The 15,911-nt window shown below is 72.6% G+C and carries 17 protein-coding genes, 1 tRNA gene and 1 pseudogene; 13 read left to right on the top strand and 6 right to left on the bottom strand.

Going from position 1 to position 15,911, the window contains the following annotated elements:
- The first annotated feature begins 17 nt into the window (after positions 1-17).
- The gene (locus tag ACZ7LT_RS10245) at positions 18-1,328 is read left to right on the top strand and encodes an ATP-grasp domain-containing protein (protein WP_471235540.1); all 1,311 of its coding nucleotides are present in this window, start codon (positions 18-20) and stop codon (positions 1,326-1,328) included.
- Positions 1,321-2,397 carry an NAD(P)/FAD-dependent oxidoreductase gene (locus tag ACZ7LT_RS10240; RefSeq protein ID WP_471235539.1) on the top strand — a complete coding sequence of 359 codons (1,077 nt, stop codon included), beginning with the start codon at positions 1,321-1,323 and terminating at the stop codon, positions 2,395-2,397. The genes ACZ7LT_RS10245 and ACZ7LT_RS10240 overlap by 8 nt, the downstream gene beginning before the upstream one ends.
- Here ACZ7LT_RS10240 and ACZ7LT_RS10235 read toward each other — a convergent pair.
- The gene (locus ACZ7LT_RS10235; protein ID WP_471235538.1) at positions 2,392-3,420 is read right to left on the bottom strand and encodes a GlxA family transcriptional regulator; all 1,029 of its coding nucleotides are present in this window, start codon (positions 3,418-3,420) and stop codon (positions 2,392-2,394) included. The genes ACZ7LT_RS10240 and ACZ7LT_RS10235 overlap by 6 nt on opposite strands.
- Positions 3,421-3,759: 339 nt before the next feature.
- On the opposite strand from ACZ7LT_RS10235, the gene ACZ7LT_RS10230 reads away from it, so the two are divergent.
- Complete coding sequence (locus tag ACZ7LT_RS10230) at positions 3,760-4,527, top strand: AfsR/SARP family transcriptional regulator (RefSeq protein WP_471235537.1); 768 nt, start codon at positions 3,760-3,762, stop codon at positions 4,525-4,527.
- A gap of 147 nt (positions 4,528-4,674) precedes the next feature.
- On the opposite strand, the gene ACZ7LT_RS10225 is transcribed toward ACZ7LT_RS10230, so the two are convergent.
- The gene (locus tag ACZ7LT_RS10225) at positions 4,675-5,556 is read right to left on the bottom strand and encodes a DMT family transporter (protein ID WP_471235536.1); all 882 of its coding nucleotides are present in this window, start codon (positions 5,554-5,556) and stop codon (positions 4,675-4,677) included.
- Positions 5,553-6,320 (bottom strand): phosphatase PAP2 family protein, encoded by a 768-nt coding sequence (locus tag ACZ7LT_RS10220; RefSeq protein WP_471235535.1) that lies wholly within the window; start codon positions 6,318-6,320, stop codon positions 5,553-5,555. The genes ACZ7LT_RS10225 and ACZ7LT_RS10220 overlap by 4 nt, the downstream gene beginning before the upstream one ends.
- Positions 6,321-6,501: 181 nt before the next feature.
- On the opposite strand from ACZ7LT_RS10220, the gene ACZ7LT_RS10215 reads away from it, so the two are divergent.
- The 7 genes from ACZ7LT_RS10215 to ACZ7LT_RS10185 all read left to right on the top strand — a co-directional run bounded on the left by ACZ7LT_RS10215 (position 6,502) and on the right by ACZ7LT_RS10185 (position 12,129).
- Positions 6,502-7,122, top strand: a complete 621-nt coding sequence (locus tag ACZ7LT_RS10215; protein ID WP_471235534.1) for a TetR/AcrR family transcriptional regulator — start codon at positions 6,502-6,504, stop codon at positions 7,120-7,122.
- Between the two features lie 93 nt (positions 7,123-7,215).
- Positions 7,216-7,449 carry a hypothetical protein gene (locus ACZ7LT_RS10210; RefSeq protein ID WP_471235533.1) on the top strand — a complete coding sequence of 78 codons (234 nt, stop codon included), beginning with the start codon at positions 7,216-7,218 and terminating at the stop codon, positions 7,447-7,449.
- Positions 7,450-7,532: 83 nt separating this feature from the next.
- Positions 7,533-7,895, top strand: a complete 363-nt coding sequence (locus ACZ7LT_RS10205) for a DUF488 domain-containing protein (RefSeq protein WP_471235532.1) — start codon at positions 7,533-7,535, stop codon at positions 7,893-7,895.
- A gap of 179 nt (positions 7,896-8,074) precedes the next feature.
- The gene (locus tag ACZ7LT_RS10200; protein WP_471235531.1) at positions 8,075-9,292 is read left to right on the top strand and encodes a cytochrome P450; all 1,218 of its coding nucleotides are present in this window, start codon (positions 8,075-8,077) and stop codon (positions 9,290-9,292) included.
- 80 nt (positions 9,293-9,372) lie between these two features.
- Entirely contained in the window at positions 9,373-10,092 is a 720-nt protein-coding gene (locus tag ACZ7LT_RS10195; protein WP_471235530.1) for a (Fe-S)-binding protein, read from the top strand.
- Positions 10,085-11,497, top strand: a complete 1,413-nt coding sequence (locus tag ACZ7LT_RS10190; protein ID WP_471235529.1) for a lactate utilization protein B — start codon at positions 10,085-10,087, stop codon at positions 11,495-11,497. The genes ACZ7LT_RS10195 and ACZ7LT_RS10190 overlap by 8 nt, the downstream gene beginning before the upstream one ends.
- Positions 11,494-12,129 carry a LutC/YkgG family protein gene (locus ACZ7LT_RS10185; RefSeq protein WP_471235528.1) on the top strand — a complete coding sequence of 212 codons (636 nt, stop codon included), beginning with the start codon at positions 11,494-11,496 and terminating at the stop codon, positions 12,127-12,129. Before ACZ7LT_RS10190 ends, ACZ7LT_RS10185 begins: the two co-directional genes overlap by 4 nt.
- Before the next feature lie 3 nt (positions 12,130-12,132).
- Here the strand turns inward: ACZ7LT_RS10185 and ACZ7LT_RS10180 are convergent, their stop codons facing one another.
- On the bottom strand, positions 12,133-12,624 hold the full coding sequence (locus ACZ7LT_RS10180) for a DUF309 domain-containing protein (RefSeq protein WP_471235527.1): 492 nt from the start codon (positions 12,622-12,624) through the stop codon (positions 12,133-12,135).
- 108 nt (positions 12,625-12,732) lie between these two features.
- Here ACZ7LT_RS10180 and ACZ7LT_RS10175 point away from each other — a divergent pair.
- A tRNA-Pro gene (locus ACZ7LT_RS10175) sits at positions 12,733-12,806 on the top strand.
- Positions 12,807-13,418: 612 nt separating this feature from the next.
- Here ACZ7LT_RS10175 and ACZ7LT_RS10170 read toward each other — a convergent pair.
- A pseudogene (locus ACZ7LT_RS10170) lies at positions 13,419-13,592 on the bottom strand (glycosyltransferase); the annotation flags it as partial.
- A 220-nt stretch (positions 13,593-13,812) separates the two neighbouring features.
- Between ACZ7LT_RS10170 and ACZ7LT_RS10165 the strand changes: the two are divergent.
- On the top strand, positions 13,813-14,331 hold the full coding sequence (locus ACZ7LT_RS10165; RefSeq protein WP_471235526.1) for a GNAT family N-acetyltransferase: 519 nt from the start codon (positions 13,813-13,815) through the stop codon (positions 14,329-14,331).
- Positions 14,332-14,634: 303 nt separating this feature from the next.
- Here ACZ7LT_RS10165 and ACZ7LT_RS10160 read toward each other — a convergent pair whose 3' ends face one another.
- Positions 14,635-15,042, bottom strand: a complete 408-nt coding sequence (locus ACZ7LT_RS10160; RefSeq protein WP_471235525.1) for a hypothetical protein — start codon at positions 15,040-15,042, stop codon at positions 14,635-14,637.
- Positions 15,043-15,364: 322 nt separating this feature from the next.
- Between ACZ7LT_RS10160 and cpt the strand changes: the two genes are divergently transcribed.
- Positions 15,365-15,898 carry a chloramphenicol phosphotransferase CPT gene (gene cpt / locus ACZ7LT_RS10155; RefSeq protein ID WP_471235524.1) on the top strand — a complete coding sequence of 178 codons (534 nt, stop codon included), beginning with the start codon at positions 15,365-15,367 and terminating at the stop codon, positions 15,896-15,898.
- Positions 15,899-15,911: the final 13 nt, after the last annotated feature.

Genomic DNA, 15,911 nt, shown 5'->3' with positions numbered 1-15,911 from the left:
CAGTGGAGGTGAGAGAAGTGGCGGACACCACGGCGAAGGAGCGGGACGACGGGCTCGTGCTCGTCGTCGGCAGCGGTGGGCAGGCCTACCGGGAGTACCTGCTGGCCGACGCGGCCGCGCGGCGCCCCGTCTGGCTGCTCGACGCCACCGACCCGACCTGGCAGACGCCCTATGTGAAGGACGCCACGACCGTGCCGCTGCGCGACGAGGAACGCCTCGTACCCGACCCGGAGGCGCTGCTGCGGGCGGCCGAGGCCGTCGCCGCCGAACACCGGGTGGCGGGCGTGTTCTCGTACGACGAGACGCTGGTCGTCGCCACCGCGCACATCGCCGAACGGCTCGGCCTGCCCGGTCTGACCGTGCGCGGGGCCGACAACTGCCGCAACAAGCACAGCTCCCGACGCATCCTGACCGCCGCCGGAGTGCCCCAGCCGCGGTTCGCGTACGTCACCGACGCCGCCGAGGCGCTGCGCACGGCCGACGAGTTCGGCTATCCGGTCGTCCTCAAACCGCGCGGCATGGGTGCCAGCATCGGCGTCATCCGGGTCGACGGCCCAGGCGAGATCGAGGCCGCCTACGCCATGACCGAGGCCGCCAGCCACGGCGGCAACCCCGACTACGAGGGCGGCGTCCTGGTCGAGGAGTGCGTCACCGGCCCCGAGATCAGCATCGACGGCGTGGTCGTCGACGGCGAGTACACCCCGCTCTTCGTCGCCCACAAGGAGGTCGGTCTCGCGCCCTACTTCGAGGAGACCGGGCATGTGGTGGACGCCGCCGACCCGCTGCTCGACGACGCCGGCCTGCTCTCCGTCCTGGCGACGGCCCACCGCGAGCTGGGACTCGGCCACGGCATGACCCACACCGAGGTCAAGCTGACCGCCCGCGGACCGGTGATCATCGAGGTCAACGCCCGCCTCGGCGGCGACCGGATCCCCTACCTCGGCAAGCTGGCCACCGGCATCGCCCCGGGCGCGGTCGCGGTGGACGTGGCGACGGGCGTACGCCCCTCCTGGACGGCGACCGAGCGGCGCACGGTCGGGGTCCGCTTCCTCTACCCGCCGGCCGACGGTACGGTCACCGCGGTCGGCGTGCCCGACGTGAGCCAGGTGCCGGGGCTCCTGGAGAGCACGGCGATGGTGGCCCCCGGCGCCGCGCTGGCGCTGCCCCCCAAGGGCTACCTCACCCGCTACGCGTATGTGATCGCCGCGGGCGGAACCCGCGCCGCCTGCGAGGAGACCCTGACCAAGGCGGCGTCGCTGGCCACCCTGTCCCTCGAACCGACCGCGGCCGCCGCCGCCTCGACGGACGGCGGGCCGGACCATGACTGAGCCACGCGACGCCGCGGGCCGCATCGCGGTCGTCGGCGGCGGCCTCGCCGGGGCCCTGCTGACCTGGCGGCTCGTCCGCGCCCCCTACGCGCTGTCGGTGGACCTCTTCACCGGCCCCCCGGACGGCCTCTGGGACGACGCCACCCACGCGTCGGGCGGGCTCGTACGGGGCTTCGAGACCCAGGCCGACCTGGCCGAGGCGGCCGGCGCCAGCCTCACCGAACTCCTGGGCGATTCCCGGCTGCGCCAGTGGGCCGACTACCGCGAGACCGGGGCCGTCTACGCACTGCCCCCGCACCCCGAGACCGAGGACCTGGTCAAGACGGTCGACCGGCAACTGCCCGGATCCGTACGGACGGTCGGCCGCGAGGAGCTCCGCTCGGGCTTCGGCCTCCAGGGGCTGCCCGACGACACGGTCGGTGTGGTGGAGCGGACGGCCGGCTACATCGCCCCGCGCCGGCTGCGCGACGCGGTCCTGGTCGACCTGACCGGCCCGGCGGTCCGGGTCCGCCACGAGCGGGTGGCAGCCGTGACGGAGGACCGTGGGATCCGGCTGGCCGACGGGGCGCTCCGCGACTACGACGCCGTCGTGGTCGCGGCCGGGGCGTGGACCCCGCGGCTGCTCGCCGCGAGCGGTCTCGGCGACCAGGGGCTGCGGACCAAGCAGATCCAGTACAGCCTCTTCCCGGGCCGGGTGCCGGGCCTTGGCACCTTCGTCGACGAGACCACCGGGCTCTACGGGCGCTGCACGCCCGACGGGGCGACCCTGCTGGGGCTGCCCACCGACCGGTGGGACGTGGACCCTTCGGGTCTTCAGGTGGACGCGGCCGTGGCCGGCCGGGTGCTCGCCGTGGCGCGCAGCCGGCTCGACCTGTCCGACCTCGGCAGTGTCAAGGTCACCACGGTCACGGCGGCCGACTGCTACAGCACGCCGGCCGGTCTCAAGCTGCGCGCGCTCAACCCCGGCCTTTTCACCTTCACCGGCGGCAGCGGCGGCGCGGCGAAGACGGCGCTCGCCGCGAGCCGTACGGCGGCGGAGCACATCGGTTCCGGCGGGGGGTGGTCATGACCTGTCTGGCCTGTGCGGCGGGGCCCGGCTGGCGGATGACGGACCCGGGTGGCCGGAATCGTCCGACGGGGCCCGTCTGCTGAAGGCCCGCCGGTAGGACCGGGGCGGTACGCCGCGGCGCTGCATGAACTGGTGGCGCAGCGCCGCGGCGGAGGTGTATCCGACCTGCCGGGCGACCTCCTCGACCGGCAGATCGGTCGTCTCCAGGAGCTCCTCGGCCCGCGAGAGCCGCAGATTCACCAGCCAGGCGTGCGGGCTCGCCCCCATGGCCTCCTGGAAGCGCCGGGCGAAGGTGCGCGGGCTCATCAGGGCGCGGGAGGCGAGTTCGTCGATCTTGATGGACTGGTGCAGATTCTCCCGGGCCCAGAGGATCACCGAGGAGAAACGATCCGCCTCGCGCTGCGGCAGGGGCGCGGAGACGAACTGCGCCTGGTCGCCCTCCCGGTGGGGCGCCACCACCAGCGTCCGGGCGATCTCGTTGGCCGCGTGGGCGCCGTACTCGCGGCGCAGCAGATGCAGGCAGAGATCGATCCCCGCGGCCGCCCCGGCTCCCGTGAGGATCCTTCCCTCGTCCACGTACAGCGCGTCCTCCTGGAGCTTGACCTCCGGGAAGCGGCGGGCGAACTCCGCCGCGTAGCGCCAGTGGGTGGTCGCCCGCAGCCCGTTGAGCAGGCCTGTGGCCGCCAGCAGATAGCTCCCCACGCAGTACGCCGCGACGGTCGCCCCCCGGCCGTATGCGGCGTGTACGGCGTCCAGCACCTCGGAGGACGGCTCGGTGCCGTAGTTGTCCGTGGGCAGCAGGATCACCAGGTCGGCCGCGGCCAGCCGGTCGAGACCGCTGTCGACGTCCATGGAGAGTCCGATATTGGTCGGTATCGATCCCGGTTCATCCGTACAGACGCTGAGGCTGAACGCGGGCAGTCCTCGGGCGCTGCGGTCGGCAAAGATCTCCCCCACAACGCCCAGACCGAAGGCGGCGGTTCCCGGCCGGGCGTAGGCCGCGACTTTCTGGAATGGGCTCATGGCGCGAAGTCTGGCAGAGGATTTGCGTTTCCGGACAGACTCGACACTGGCCGAACCCGGCCTTGTGTTTGATTCTTGGGGCATGGCAGATGAGAGCTACGGATCCCACGGCAGCGGCCGAGACCCGGCCCGAGCCGTCCTGCGATGTTCTGTCTGTTATGGCCGACTTGGCCGGCGCGCATAGCTTGCGAATGAACCATTCGGGGCCCGTGGCGACACAGGGGAAGAACAGCGGCGACCTGGGGGGCGCCTGTGCGATCAACAACTCGGCACACGCGGAAAGGTCTATTGATGGAAGCAAGAGCTGAAGTGAACGGCCTCGGCGAATTTCGCTTCAGTATGGGGGGTATATCGGTCGAGCGGTGGTCGGCCGGAAAGACCAAGGAGCTCCTGCAATTCCTGCTGCTGCGCAAAGGGCGGATAGTTTCTCGGGACACGTTGTACGAGGCGCTCTGGCCCGAGGCTGAGTGGGGTACGAATTCCAGCCATGTGAAGGTCGCCGTCCACAACCTGCGGCGGATTCTGCTTCCGGCCGGTGGGGGTGCTGCGACGCAGACAGTAGCCACGTCGTCACACGAACGGCCCCTCCGCTTGGAGACGGTGGGATCCGGCTACCGGCTGGAAGTCGACGACGTCCGGATCGACTACGAGATCTTCGACGAGCTGATCGACAAGGGGCAGGCGGCCACGGTGGCCCGCCGTCTTGACGAGGCCACGCCATATTTCAGGCGTGCTGCGGACATGTATCACGGCGAATTCCTGTACGGCTCGTCGGCGGAGTGGATCAACGTCCGGCGGGAATGGCTGCACAGCCGTTTCCTCTACGCGGTCCAGCAGGTGATGGAGGCCTCGCTGCGCTCCGGCGACCTATTGGCGGCCATGCACTGGGGCCACCGGATCCTGGAGAGCGAGCCGTACCACGAGCCCACGTACCGGACGCTGATGTCCGTTCACGCGGCGCTGGGCCAACTCCGCCAGGTCCAGCGCTGGTTCGAGCTGTGCGAGTCGCGCCTGCGCGACGAGCTGCAGGTCGCCGTGGACGAGGAGACCCGCAGGACGTATCTACGCGCGATGCGCGGCGGCCGGGAACCACTCCTCGCCGGCTGACCGGCACCTCTGCCGCAGGACGTACGACACCCGGAGCTCCGTCCACTGGATCGGACTCCGGGCGTCGTACGTGCCTTGCATACAGATGCGGTACGGGTGGGTGGACGGGGCCGTTCCGCCGTCCTCGCCTCCGGTCCGTCAGCCCCGTCAGCCCGTCAGTCCGGCCGGGGTGCCGGCCGGTTCGGGGCCGCGTGGCGGTGGCAGGGGCGCGGGGCGGGGCCCGGCGGGGGCGGGCGGCAGGGTCAGCAGGAGGACCCCGCGCGCGGCAAGCGCCGCCGAGGCCGCCGCGAGCAGCCAGCCCCAGACGCCCGCGCGGAACGTTTCGCCGAGCAGGCTCACACCGATGACCGCGGCCGCCGCCGGGTTGGCGAGGTTCACCACCGCCAGCGGCGCGGCGAGCCCCACCCGGTACGCGCTCTGGGACAGCACGAGACCGCCCGCCGCGAAGGCCGAGATCACCACCGCCAGCAGCGCCGTCTGCCACCACAGGGCCGTCCCGCCGGGCTGCCGCAGCGCGAGCGAGGCGGTCAGGGTCTGGGTGAGCGCGGAGGCGGCGGCCGAGGCGACACCGGACGCGGTCGCCTGACCGAGCCCGCGGCGCCCCCGGGCCAGGGCCGCGATCAGCACGGCCGTCGCCGCGGCCACGCCCAGCGCCTCCGGCAGGGACAGCGCGTCGCCCGGGGTGGCCGGGCCCGTGAGGGCGATCAGCCCGAGAAGACCGGCCAGGGTGGCGAGCGCCCCGCGCCACTCGGCCCGGGTCACCCGCCGCCGCTCCCGGTACGCCGCCAGCGGCAGCGCGGCGACGAGGGTGAGCGCCCCGAGCGGCTGAACCAGCGTCAGCGGCCCGTAGTGCAGCGCGCCGACATGGGCGAGCGCCCCGGCCGCGTTGAGACCGACCGCCCACCACCACAGGGGCCTCGCGAGCAGGTCGCGCACGCTCCCCGACAGCCGGGACTGGATGACCGCGGCGAACGCGTACCCGGCGGCCGACACCAGCGACAGCAGGACGGCGGCGACGATCCCGTTCACCGCAGCGCTCCCGCCGGCCGCGCCGCCACGGCGAACGGCCGCCCCGGAGCCCCTACGGACAGCAGCGCCCCGCCCAGCAGCACGGCCGCCACCAGCGCGTCGAGCCAGTAGTGGTTGGCGGTGGAGACGACGACCAGCAGGGTCACCAGCGGATGGAGCAGCCACAGCCACCGCCACCGGCCCGCGGTCGCCCGGATCAGTCCGACCGCGACCATCAGCGCCCAGCCGACGTGGAGCGAGGGCATCGCCGCGAACTGGTTCGCCAGCGAGTCCGTCCCGGGCGCCGCGCCGTACACGGACGGCCCGTACACCCGGGCGGTGTCGACCAGGCCCGCGGCCGCCAGCATCCTGGGCGGCGCGAGCGGCAGCAGCAGATGCAGGGCGAGCGCGGCGCCGGTGAGCAGGGTGAGCACCCGCCGGGACCAGAGGTAGTGCGCGGGGCGCCGCCAGTACAGCCAGGCGAGGAAGGCGACGGTGGCCGGGAAGTGCACGGCCGCGTAGTAGGCGTTGGCGGTGTGCACCAGCGGCTCGCTGTGCAGCAGCAGCCGCTGCACGGCTCCTTCGCCGGGCAGCCGCACCGCCCGCTCCAGCTCCCAGATCCCCTCGGCGTTGTGCAGCGCGCGGCTCTCGTGGCCCGTCGCGAGTCGGCGGCCCGCCATGTAGACGAGGAAGAGCGCGGCCACGAGCAGCAGCTCCCGCCCGAGCGGCGGCCGCGCTTCCCGCGCGGCACCCGCGCGCCCCGCGGAACGTATTCCGGCAGCCATCCGAGCGGCCCCTTAGATCCAGACATCCGGTGATCCGACATCCCGGCACATCACCGGCAAACGGGGGAAGCCTAGATCCGAAATCATCGAGACGCAAACGTCTCGATACGTTTGCGTCTCGTTTGTGTGGCCCCTACCCTCGGGTGTGCGCACCGCCCCGCCCGTACCGGGAAGGAACTCCATGTCCACGCAGGCCGCCACCGCCGCCGCGCGCCGCAGCAAGATCACGCCCGAGCGGGAGCGCGAGCTGTACGAGGCCGTCCTCGACCTGCTCCGCGAGGGCGGCTACGACGCCGTGACGATGGAGGGCGTCGCCGCCCGCACGAAATGCGGCAAGGCGACCCTGTACCGGCAGTGGGGGACCAAGCCGCGGCTGGTCACCGCCGCCCTGGACAAGAGCCGCACCACCTTCTTCACCGGGATCGACACCGGCTCGCTCGCCGGGGACCTGCGCGCGGCGGCACTGGCCGCCGCCGCCCGCTGCGACCGCGACACCGCCCTCCTCGAGGCGGTCACCCAGGCCTACCTCCAGCACCCCGATCTGCGCGAGGCGCTGCGCGAGACCGTGCTCCAGCCCGAGGTCGCCGCCCTGGACGCGATGGTCCGGCGCGGGGTCGCACGCGGCGAGGTCGCCGCCGACAACCCCGCCATCGGTTTCGTCGCCCCCTGCTTCCTCGGCGTCCTGCGCGTCGAGCGGCTCTTCGAGGACCGCCTCGCCGACCCGGCCGCCCTGCCCTCCTTCGTCGAGGCGGTGCTCCTGCCCGCGCTCGGTACACCTGGTGTTCAGACGTTCGACGGGTGATCGTCGAACGGTGTCCCCGCGCCCGCCCGGCTCCCTGCGCGACAGTGGACCGCGCCAGAGCAGGACGGGGGAAGACCGGGAGGACCGCACCGTATGTCCAGCGCCACGGAGTACCTGGGCCGCTCCTTCGGCCGCCGTCGACCCATCGACCGCGGAGCCGAGTTCGAGCTCGGAGTCGCCCACTTCATGGAGTACGTCGTCGGCGGCCGCACCTACGCGATGGCCCAGGACGACCTCAAGCAGCGCGGCTGGTCCGCCTGGCGCCGCCACCGCGCCCTGTGCGAGGCCCGGCGCCGCGCCGGGACCGGCCCCACCCTCGCCGTCTGACCCGGGCGGCATCGGGGCGACACACCCGCACGCCGGCCACGGCCCGCCCGTCCGCGGACCCCTGGCCGGTGCACCCTGGACGGATGCAGCGATCCACCCCGCACCTCCGCGTCCGCCGCGTCTACGATCCGCCGGAGTCCGCCGACGGCCTGCGCGTCCTGGTCGACCGCCTCTGGCCGCGCGGCCTCGCCAAGGCCGACGCCCATGTCGACGAGTGGCCCAAGGCCCTCACCCCCTCGGCCGAACTGCGGCGCTGGTACCACGGCCCGGACGGGACGTACGAGGAGTTCCGCCGCCGCTACGAGGCCGAGCTCACCGCACCCGAGGCCGCCGAGGCGCTCCGGCGGCTGCGGGAGCTCGCCGCGAAGGGCCCGCTCACGCTGCTGACCGCCGCCAAGGACCCCGACCGCAGCCACACCTCCGTCCTCATGGGCCTGCTGCGCTGAACCCACCCCGTCGGCGCGGGGTGCCGGACACCGGCGTGGTGCCGTGCCGCGAAGTTGGGCAGGTACGCCGAAATCCATGGCTGGGGCGTAGCCAGGGCGCGCCGGGCCCGGTCACGATGGCCGCAGACGCCCGACCCGCCCCACCCGCCCGCACCCCCCATCCGCCCCGGAGGCGCCGCGTGGACGCGCACGAGCACGCCCTTCTCGACGCGCTGCAACGAGACCCCTACCCCCTCTACCGGCACGCCCGCGAACAGCCCGGACTTACCTTCGTCCCTGAACTCGACGCCTGGCTCGTCGCCCGCGACGCCGACGTACGCGACGTCCTGCTGCGGCCCGAGGACTTCTCCTCGACGCAGGCCCTGCGCCCCGACGTGCTGCCCGCACCCGCCGCGCTCGCCGTCCTCGCCGGAGGCCTCGGCGACCGGCCCACCGTCATCTCCACCGACGGCGCCGCCCACCGCCGCCACCGCGCCCCGCTCAACCGCGCCCTGTCCGCCAGCAGGACCGCCGCCCTCGCCTCGTTCGCCGCCGAGCGGGCGAAGGAGCTCGTCCGGAGCTTCGCCAACGACGGGCGGACCGAGCTCATGGAGTCGTACGCCCGCCGGCTGCCCGGCGCCGTCGTCGGCCGGCTCATCGGACTCGACCCCGAGGACGTTCCGGCCGCCGTGCACGGCGGCCACCGCGCCGAACAGTTGCTCTTCCGCCCGCTGCCCGAGGCGGAGCAGATCGCCGCCGCCCAGGACGTCGTGGACCTGCAGCACCTCCTCGACCGCTACGCCCGCGCGCGGCGCGCACAGCCGAAGGACGACCTGTGCTCGGCGATGGTCGCCGCCCTCGCCCCCGGAAGCGGCGAGCTCACCCTCGACCAGCGCCATGAACTCGTCGCCAGCCTGCAGAACTTCCTCATCGCCGGGCACCTCACCACCACCGCGCTCATCGGCACCACCGTCTTGCATCTGCTGCGCGAACCGGAGCGGTGGGCGCTGCTGTGCGCGCGGCCCGAGCTCATACCCGCCGCGATCGAGGAGGCCGCCCGCTACGACACCCCCGTCCAGGGCTTCCGGCGCACCACCACCCGCCCGGTCACCCTCGCCGGCACCGAACTGCCCGCCGGGGCCGCCGTGTTCGTCGCCTACGGAGCCGCCAACCGCGACCCGGCCCGGCACGCCCACCCCAACACCTTCGACCTCACGCGCCCGCCCTCGCGCCATCTCGCCTTCGGACACGGCGCCCACGGCTGCCCCGGCTCCCAGCTGGCCCGTACCCAACTGAAGGCCACCCTCACGCTGTTCACCCGCACCTTCCCCGGGCTGCGCCTCGACCCCGACCACGAGGTGGTCATGCGCCCCACCCTCATCCACCGCTCTCCGGAGGCCCTGCGTCTCATCTGGTGAACACCGCCCGCCGGCGCCCGGCCGGGTGGCGGCCACCCGCGCTCCTACCCGGCCCGGCCGCCCCGGCATATCCTGCGGCCATGCGCGTCGCCCTCTTCGTCACCTGCGTCAACGACGCCGTGTACCCGTCCACGGGCGTGGCCACCGTCCGCATCCTGGAACGGCTCGGGGTCGAGGTCGACTTCCCCGCCGACCAGACCTGCTGCGGCCAGCCCCCGTACAACACCGGCTACCGCCGCGAGACCGAGCCCCTGGTCCGCCGCACCGTCCGCGCCTTCCAGGACTACGCGTACGTGGTCACCCCCTCCGGTTCGTGCGCCGCGATGGTCCGCCACCACTACGCCTCCTTCGGCGAACGGGCCGCCACCCTCGCGCCCCGGACGTACGAGCTCAGCGAGTTCCTGGTCGACGTCCTCGGCGTCACCGACGTCGGCGCGTACTTCCCGTACACCGTCACGTACCACCCCTCCTGCCACGGCCTGCGCGCCCTCGGGCTCGGCACCCGCCCCCGCCGACTCCTCGACGCCGTCAAGGGACTCGACCTGCGCGAACTGCCCGGCGCCGAGGAGTGCTGCGGCTTCGGCGGCACCTTCGCCGTGAAGAACCCCGACGTCTCGGCGGCCATGGGTCGCGACAAGGTCCGCCACGCCCTCTCCACCGGCGCGGACGTGCTGTGCGGCGCCGACAACTCCTGTCTCATGCACCTCGGCGGCATCCTGCGCCGCGATGCCGCCCCCCTGCGCACCCTGCACCTCGCGGAGATCCTCGCGAGCACGGAAGAGGAGCCCTGGCGTGAGTGACACCTTCCTCGGCATGCCGGCCTTCCCCGAGGCCGCCAAGGCCGCCGTCCACAACCCCACCCTGCGCGCCAACCTCCGCCACGCCACCCACACCATCCGCGCCAAGAGGGCGGTCGCCGTCGCCGAGCTCGACGACTGGGACCGCCTGCGCGAGGCGGGCCGGCGGATCAAGGACCACACCCTGCGCCATCTCGACACCTACCTGGAGCAGTTGGAGGCCGCGGTGACCCGCGCCGGCGGCACCGTCCACTGGGCCGCCGACGCCGCCGAGGCGAACGCGGTCGTCACCGCACTCGTCCAGGCCACCGGCGAACGCGAGGTCGTCAAGGTCAAGTCGATGGCCACCCAGGAGATCGGGCTCAACGAAGCCCTGGAGGCCGCGGGCATCACCGCCTACGAGACCGACCTCGCCGAACTCATCGTGCAGCTCGGCGACGACCGCCCCTCGCACATCCTCGTCCCCGCCATCCACCGCAACCGTGCCGAGATCCGCGACCTCTTCGCCCGGACCATGGCCGACTGGGGGCGGCCCGCCCCCGACGGCCTCACCGACACCCCCGCCGACCTCGCCGAAGCCGCCCGCCTCCATCTGCGCGAGAAGTTCCTGCGCGCCAAGGTCGCCGTCTCCGGCGCCAACTTCATGGTCGCCGAGACCGGCACCCTCGTCGTCCTCGAATCCGAGGGCAACGGCCGGATGTGCCTGACCCTGCCCGAGACCCTCATCTCGGTCGTCGGCATCGAGAAGACCGTCCCCACCTGGCGCGACCTGGAGGTCTTCCTACAGACCCTGCCGCGCTCCTCCACCGCCGAACGCATGAACCCCTACACCTCGATGTGGACCGGCACCACCGACGGCGACGGCCCGCGCACCTTCCATCTGGTGCTCCTCGACAACGGCCGCACCGACACCCTCGCCGACGAGGTCGGCCGCCAGGCGCTGCGCTGCATCCGCTGCTCGGCCTGTCTCAACGTCTGCCCGGTGTACGAACGGGCCGGCGGCCACGCCTACGGCTCCGTCTACCCCGGCCCGATCGGCGCCATCCTCAGCCCCCAACTGCGCGGCACCACCAGCGAGATCGACGCGTCGCTGCCGTACGCCTCCTCGCTCTGCGGTGCTTGCTACGACGTCTGCCCGGTCGCCATCGACATCCCCGAAGTCCTCGTCCACCTCCGCGAGCGGGTCGTCGAACAGGGCGGGCACCGCCTGGAGAAGGCCGCCGTCAAGGCGGCCAGCTGGGTCCTCGACCACCCCGCCGTGCTCGCCGCGGGGGAGCGCCTCGCCGCCAGGACCCGCGGGGTCCACCCCGCCCGCCCGCCGGGCACCAAGGCCTGGACGGAAAGCCGTGACCTGCCCGAACTCCCTACGGAACCGTTCCGCGACTGGTGGAGGAAGAACCGCACATGACCACCGGCTCCCGTGAGCGGATCCTCGCCCGGATCCGCGCCGCCGTCGCCGACGCGCCCCCGGCCCCCGAGATCCTCCGCGACTACCGCACCAGCCACACGCCCGACGATCCGGCCGCGGTCCTCGACCTGCTCCACGAGAACCTGGCCGACTACCGGGCGCTCGTCCACCGCACCGACCCGGCCGGAGTGGCCGGGCTGGTCGCGCGGCTGCTGGCCGCGCGCGGCGCGCGGACCGTACTGGTGCCCGCGGGTCTGCCGCCCGCGTGGCTGGCGCCGGGCGGCCCGGCCCGCGTCGAGGACCGGGCGAGCCTCACCCCGGCCGACCTCGACCGCGTGGACAGCGTCGTCACCGGCTGCGCGCTGGCCGTCGCGGAGACCGGCACGCTCGTCCTGGACGGCGGCCCCGCCCAGGGCCGCCGCCGGATCACCCTGGTCCCGGACCACCACATCTGCGTCGTACGGGCCCCCTCCCAGGTCGTCGCGTCCGTCCCGCAGGCGATGCCGCGCCTGGACCCGACCCGCCCGCTGACCTGGATCTCCGGCCCCTCGGCCACCAGCGACATCGAACTCGACCGGGTGGAGGGCGTCCACGGCCCCCGCACCCTGGAGGTGGTCCTGCTCCAGGAGTGAGCCTCAGCGCGGGCCCGGCGCCGCCAGCAGCCGGGGAGCCTCCGCCGCCGGATCGACGGGGGCGGCCGGCCCGTCCAGCCGCCGCGCCAGCTCCTCGGCCCAGGCCACCACACCGGCCACATCGATCCCATGGACCGCCGGACACCCCGCCAGATGCCCCGCTCCACGCCCCAGCAGCCGGGCACCACCCGCCGTGTTCCCCCGGGCCGCATGGGTCAGCCCCACCGCCAGCTGCGCGAGCCCCCGCCACAGCGCCCGCTCCTCCTCGGGCCCCGACTTCCAGGCGTCCTCGAACACCTCATGCGCATGGAACGGCATCCCCGCGTCCAGCAGCCGCTGCGCCTCCTCCAGCGTCTGCGCGGCGCTCCGCACGACCCCCTCGGGCTGCCGCGCCACCCCTTCGGCCCCATACGGCAACGGCCGCCCCAACCCGTCCCGCGGCCGCGCACTGCGCGCCCGCCCTTCACCGTCCCGATCCCTCGACGTCCTGCTCACACCCCCATTCTCCCCCGCCCCCCGGCCCCCCGTGCGTCCGCCCGCCCCCCGGAGTGAGGTAATGTTCTCTTGCGCGCCCACCCCGGCCGAAACCGGGACGACGCGCACCGGGACGTGGCGCAGCTTGGTAGCGCACTTGACTGGGGGTCAAGGGGTCGCAGGTTCAAATCCTGTCGTCCCGACTTGCATTTACGCAGGTCGGAGGCCGTATCGGAAGCATCCGATACGGCCTCAAGATCGTTTTTGGGGACCAGTTGGGGACCAGGGCGATCGGTGCGGGTCAGACGGCGGCGACTGCCGTGAGTGGCAGCGAACGAGGTGCACGGAGCACCATGAGGTGCGCGGGGAGGGCGGCGCCACCTGCGAGCAGTCGCTGGACGACCATCGCCGGACTTCTTCGATGATCTCGCCATGAACGCACACGTACGCCCAGAGCAAGTGCCTGGAGATAGCCCAGTCTTACAGCATCACGGCTACGGACTGGTAAGCCCCTGGGGCGGGCGCCGGGCACGGGCGTGGCGTCCGGCCGTTCACGGTCGATCGCCCGCTGGCAGGGCGCAGCCGCCGTAGGTCGTGCCGCCCTGGGCCTCATCGTGGAGGTGGGTTCACGAGGGCCCTGACGACAGGTCGGGACCACCCGCAAGTGAGACCCGGCCGGCGCTATCGCCCGTAGAGCGACGGCGGGATCGAACGCTTCGACCGCCCTTGCCCGACGCGCGGGCTTACCGGAGGCCCAGCCTGATCAGTCGGATGTGCGTCTCAGGATCAGGCAGAGAAAGCCGAAGTTGTCCCGGCACGCGGCGGCCCTGCGCGCGAACCGCAGCGATGGTGGTCCGGGCGATGTCGGTGGCCGTGCTCATGGGCATGTTGCCAAAGCCGACGTACACGGGTGGCGTGCCGGCGTCCAGGAACGCCTTCAGGTCGGCGGGCAGGGGGCGTTCGTCGGGCAGGATCCACGCGCCGGTCTGACCTGAGCGCCTGCCACCATGGTTTTTCCGGGGCCACCACCTGCGTTAAGCATTGCTCCTAGGAGTACTTCGGCCCCCTGCCGCCTCCAGCAGATGACCGATCGCTACCCGCCCGAGTTCCTGCGGCAGATCGACGTCTTCCTCGACGCCCTGCACACCACCTGGCCAGCCCGACCGCAACCACCACCACCGCCGACGACCGAACTGACTTGGAGGCGCGATGAACGACAGCGTCCCGCAGAAGATCACCACCTACCTGGAGATGACCGACCCCGCAGACCTGAACCCGGCCCCGGCCGTCCCCGGCTTAGCCCTGCGTCGCCTGGACACCGGCTCGCCCCTGGTCCGCAGCATCCAGGCACGCGTCGGCGAGAACTACGGCTGGCGCGCGGCAGCCCGCACCGAGGAACAGTGGGAGGAGCACCTCGCGGCCCGGCCACAGCACCAGTACTGGCTGATCACGTTCGCGGACGAACCCGCCGGCGTTGCCTACCTCCAGCCCGGGACGGGCGGCAACGTCGAGATCACCGCCTTCGGCCTGCTCCCCGCATACCTGGGCAAAGGGCTCGGCGGCTATGCCCTGACCCTCGCCCTGCGCCAGGCATGGGCCACCGAGCCCCTCGACGCACCCACCGCGCGCCGGGTCTGGCTGCACACCTGCACCGAGGACCACCCCCACGCCCTGGGCAACTACCAGAAACGCGGCATGCGCCCCTACCGGGTCGATCCCCAGCAGTAGCCGTCGGCCCAATTCGGGGTTCCCAGACTGGAGATGATCCGGCCGACTGACCGTAGCCGTCCGGGCCGGGCGGGCCATCCCCGAGCAGAGGGCTGAAGTCGACGGCCAAGTGCGGATTCGACCGGTCGTGGTAGGAGGAGGAGGCAGCCGTCGGGGGGCCGCGTAGACCTGCCGAGGGCCCTGCCTCAGAGCGGCGACCAGCAGGCCGCGGCTGGTCTCGACGGCCACCGGGATCGACGTCTGTGGCGGCTTGGTCCGAAGGATGCCGCAATCGGCCGTGCACCGCTCACGGTGCCCCTTCGCTCAGCTCTGCGGCGACGATCTTTTGGGCCTGGCTGGGGGGCGGGTGAGGACGAGGGCGTTGCGGACGGCGAGCCGCCCTGCGTGGTGGAATGCCCTCGGGTGGGAGTCCACTGCGTGGATTCCCATGGCGCGAAGAACGACGGCCACCGCCACCGTGGTCCCGGTCTCCAGCGCGGCCAGCTCCTCGTGTACGCCGTCGGCGACCGCGGCTTGGAACTCGGCCGCCTCCTCCGGGGTCGCGTCACCGCGGATGGCCAGGTCGGCAGGCGATTCGAAGGCGACGCCTTCCTCCCACGGCTCGAAGTCCACGGTGACGTCCGCGAAGTCCGACGGGCACCCCGCCTGCCGGGCGTACACGGCGCGCACCCCTCGGAGCGGGCGGGGCGGGAAGCTGGTCTTCTGATCCACAGGATCACGGTACTCGCAGCACCTGCGCAAATCACCCTGGCCTGTGGGCGGTCGCCCCACCTGGGAGCACAGGCGGGGCTGGAACGCGCAAAGACACGCTGGGGTTCCCTGACACGCACTCAGCAAGTTGACCGGCCCGGCCGCTAGTTGTATAGATCACGAGCGTTGTTGACACTCGGCAGGTCTTGAACATGGCGAAGACCTCCGGTGTGGTGGGAGCTGTCTAGTGCCGTGACCGGGAACGTTCACCGGGTTGTGGCAGCGGAGCAGTGTGTGCCGATATTCGTTTCGTGCCGTGTGGGAAGCGCCTTCCCGTGGCGCGGTGACGACTCAGATGATCATTCTCAACGGTGGTTCCAGCTCGGGGAAGTCAGGGATCGTACGGTGTCTGCAGGCTGTACTGCCGGATCCGTGGTTGGCGTTCGGGTGCGATTCGTTCGTCGACGCTATGCCCGCGAAGATGCAGGCGTCGGACGAGGGAATCGTGTTCGCGGCGGATGGCGAGGTGAGCGTCGGGGCGGACTTCCGGGCGCTGGAGGCGGCCTGGATGGACGGCGTCGTGGCGATGGCCCGTGCAGGCGCCAGGGTCATCATCGATGATGTCTTCCTCGGCGGAGCGGCGTCCCAGCAGCGGTGGCAGAAGGCACTGGGCGGACTGGCCGTGTTGTGGGTCGGCGTCAGGTGCGAGAGTGCGGTCGCCGCAGGCCGTGAGGTCGCACGAGGAGATCGCATCCACGGGATGGCCGCGTCGCAGGCGGATGTGGTTCACGAGGGGGTCCTCTATGACCTGGAGGTGGACACGACGCGTACGGAGTCCCTGCTGTGTGCGCGAACCATCGCCGCCCACGTCAGCTGATCGCCGGATCGGC

This window comes from Streptomyces sp. NPDC039465 (genome assembly GCF_055639315.1).
Note: the sequence above shows the minus strand (reverse complement) of the source record. Positions and strands in the feature narration are given on the sequence as shown.

Bases quoted from the DNA above. Each gene is read 5' to 3' on its own strand.
- ACZ7LT_RS10240 (WP_471235539.1), top strand. From the start codon at position 1,321: ATGACTGAGCCACGCGACGCCGCGGGCCGCATCGCGGTCGTCGGCGGC.
- ACZ7LT_RS10235 (WP_471235538.1), bottom strand. From the start codon at position 3,420: ATGAGCCCATTCCAGAAAGTCGCGGCCTACGCCCGGCCGGGAACCGCC.
- ACZ7LT_RS10230 (WP_471235537.1), top strand. From the start codon at position 3,760: ATGGGGGGTATATCGGTCGAGCGGTGGTCGGCCGGAAAGACCAAGGAG.
- ACZ7LT_RS10220 (WP_471235535.1), bottom strand. From the start codon at position 6,320: ATGGCTGCCGGAATACGTTCCGCGGGGCGCGCGGGTGCCGCGCGGGAA.
- ACZ7LT_RS10215 (WP_471235534.1), top strand. From the start codon at position 6,502: ATGTCCACGCAGGCCGCCACCGCCGCCGCGCGCCGCAGCAAGATCACG.
- ACZ7LT_RS10210 (WP_471235533.1), top strand. From the start codon at position 7,216: ATGTCCAGCGCCACGGAGTACCTGGGCCGCTCCTTCGGCCGCCGTCGA.
- ACZ7LT_RS10205 (WP_471235532.1), top strand. From the start codon at position 7,533: ATGCAGCGATCCACCCCGCACCTCCGCGTCCGCCGCGTCTACGATCCG.
- ACZ7LT_RS10195 (WP_471235530.1), top strand. From the start codon at position 9,373: ATGCGCGTCGCCCTCTTCGTCACCTGCGTCAACGACGCCGTGTACCCG.
- ACZ7LT_RS10185 (WP_471235528.1), top strand. From the start codon at position 11,494: ATGACCACCGGCTCCCGTGAGCGGATCCTCGCCCGGATCCGCGCCGCC.
- ACZ7LT_RS10165 (WP_471235526.1), top strand. From the start codon at position 13,813: ATGAACGACAGCGTCCCGCAGAAGATCACCACCTACCTGGAGATGACC.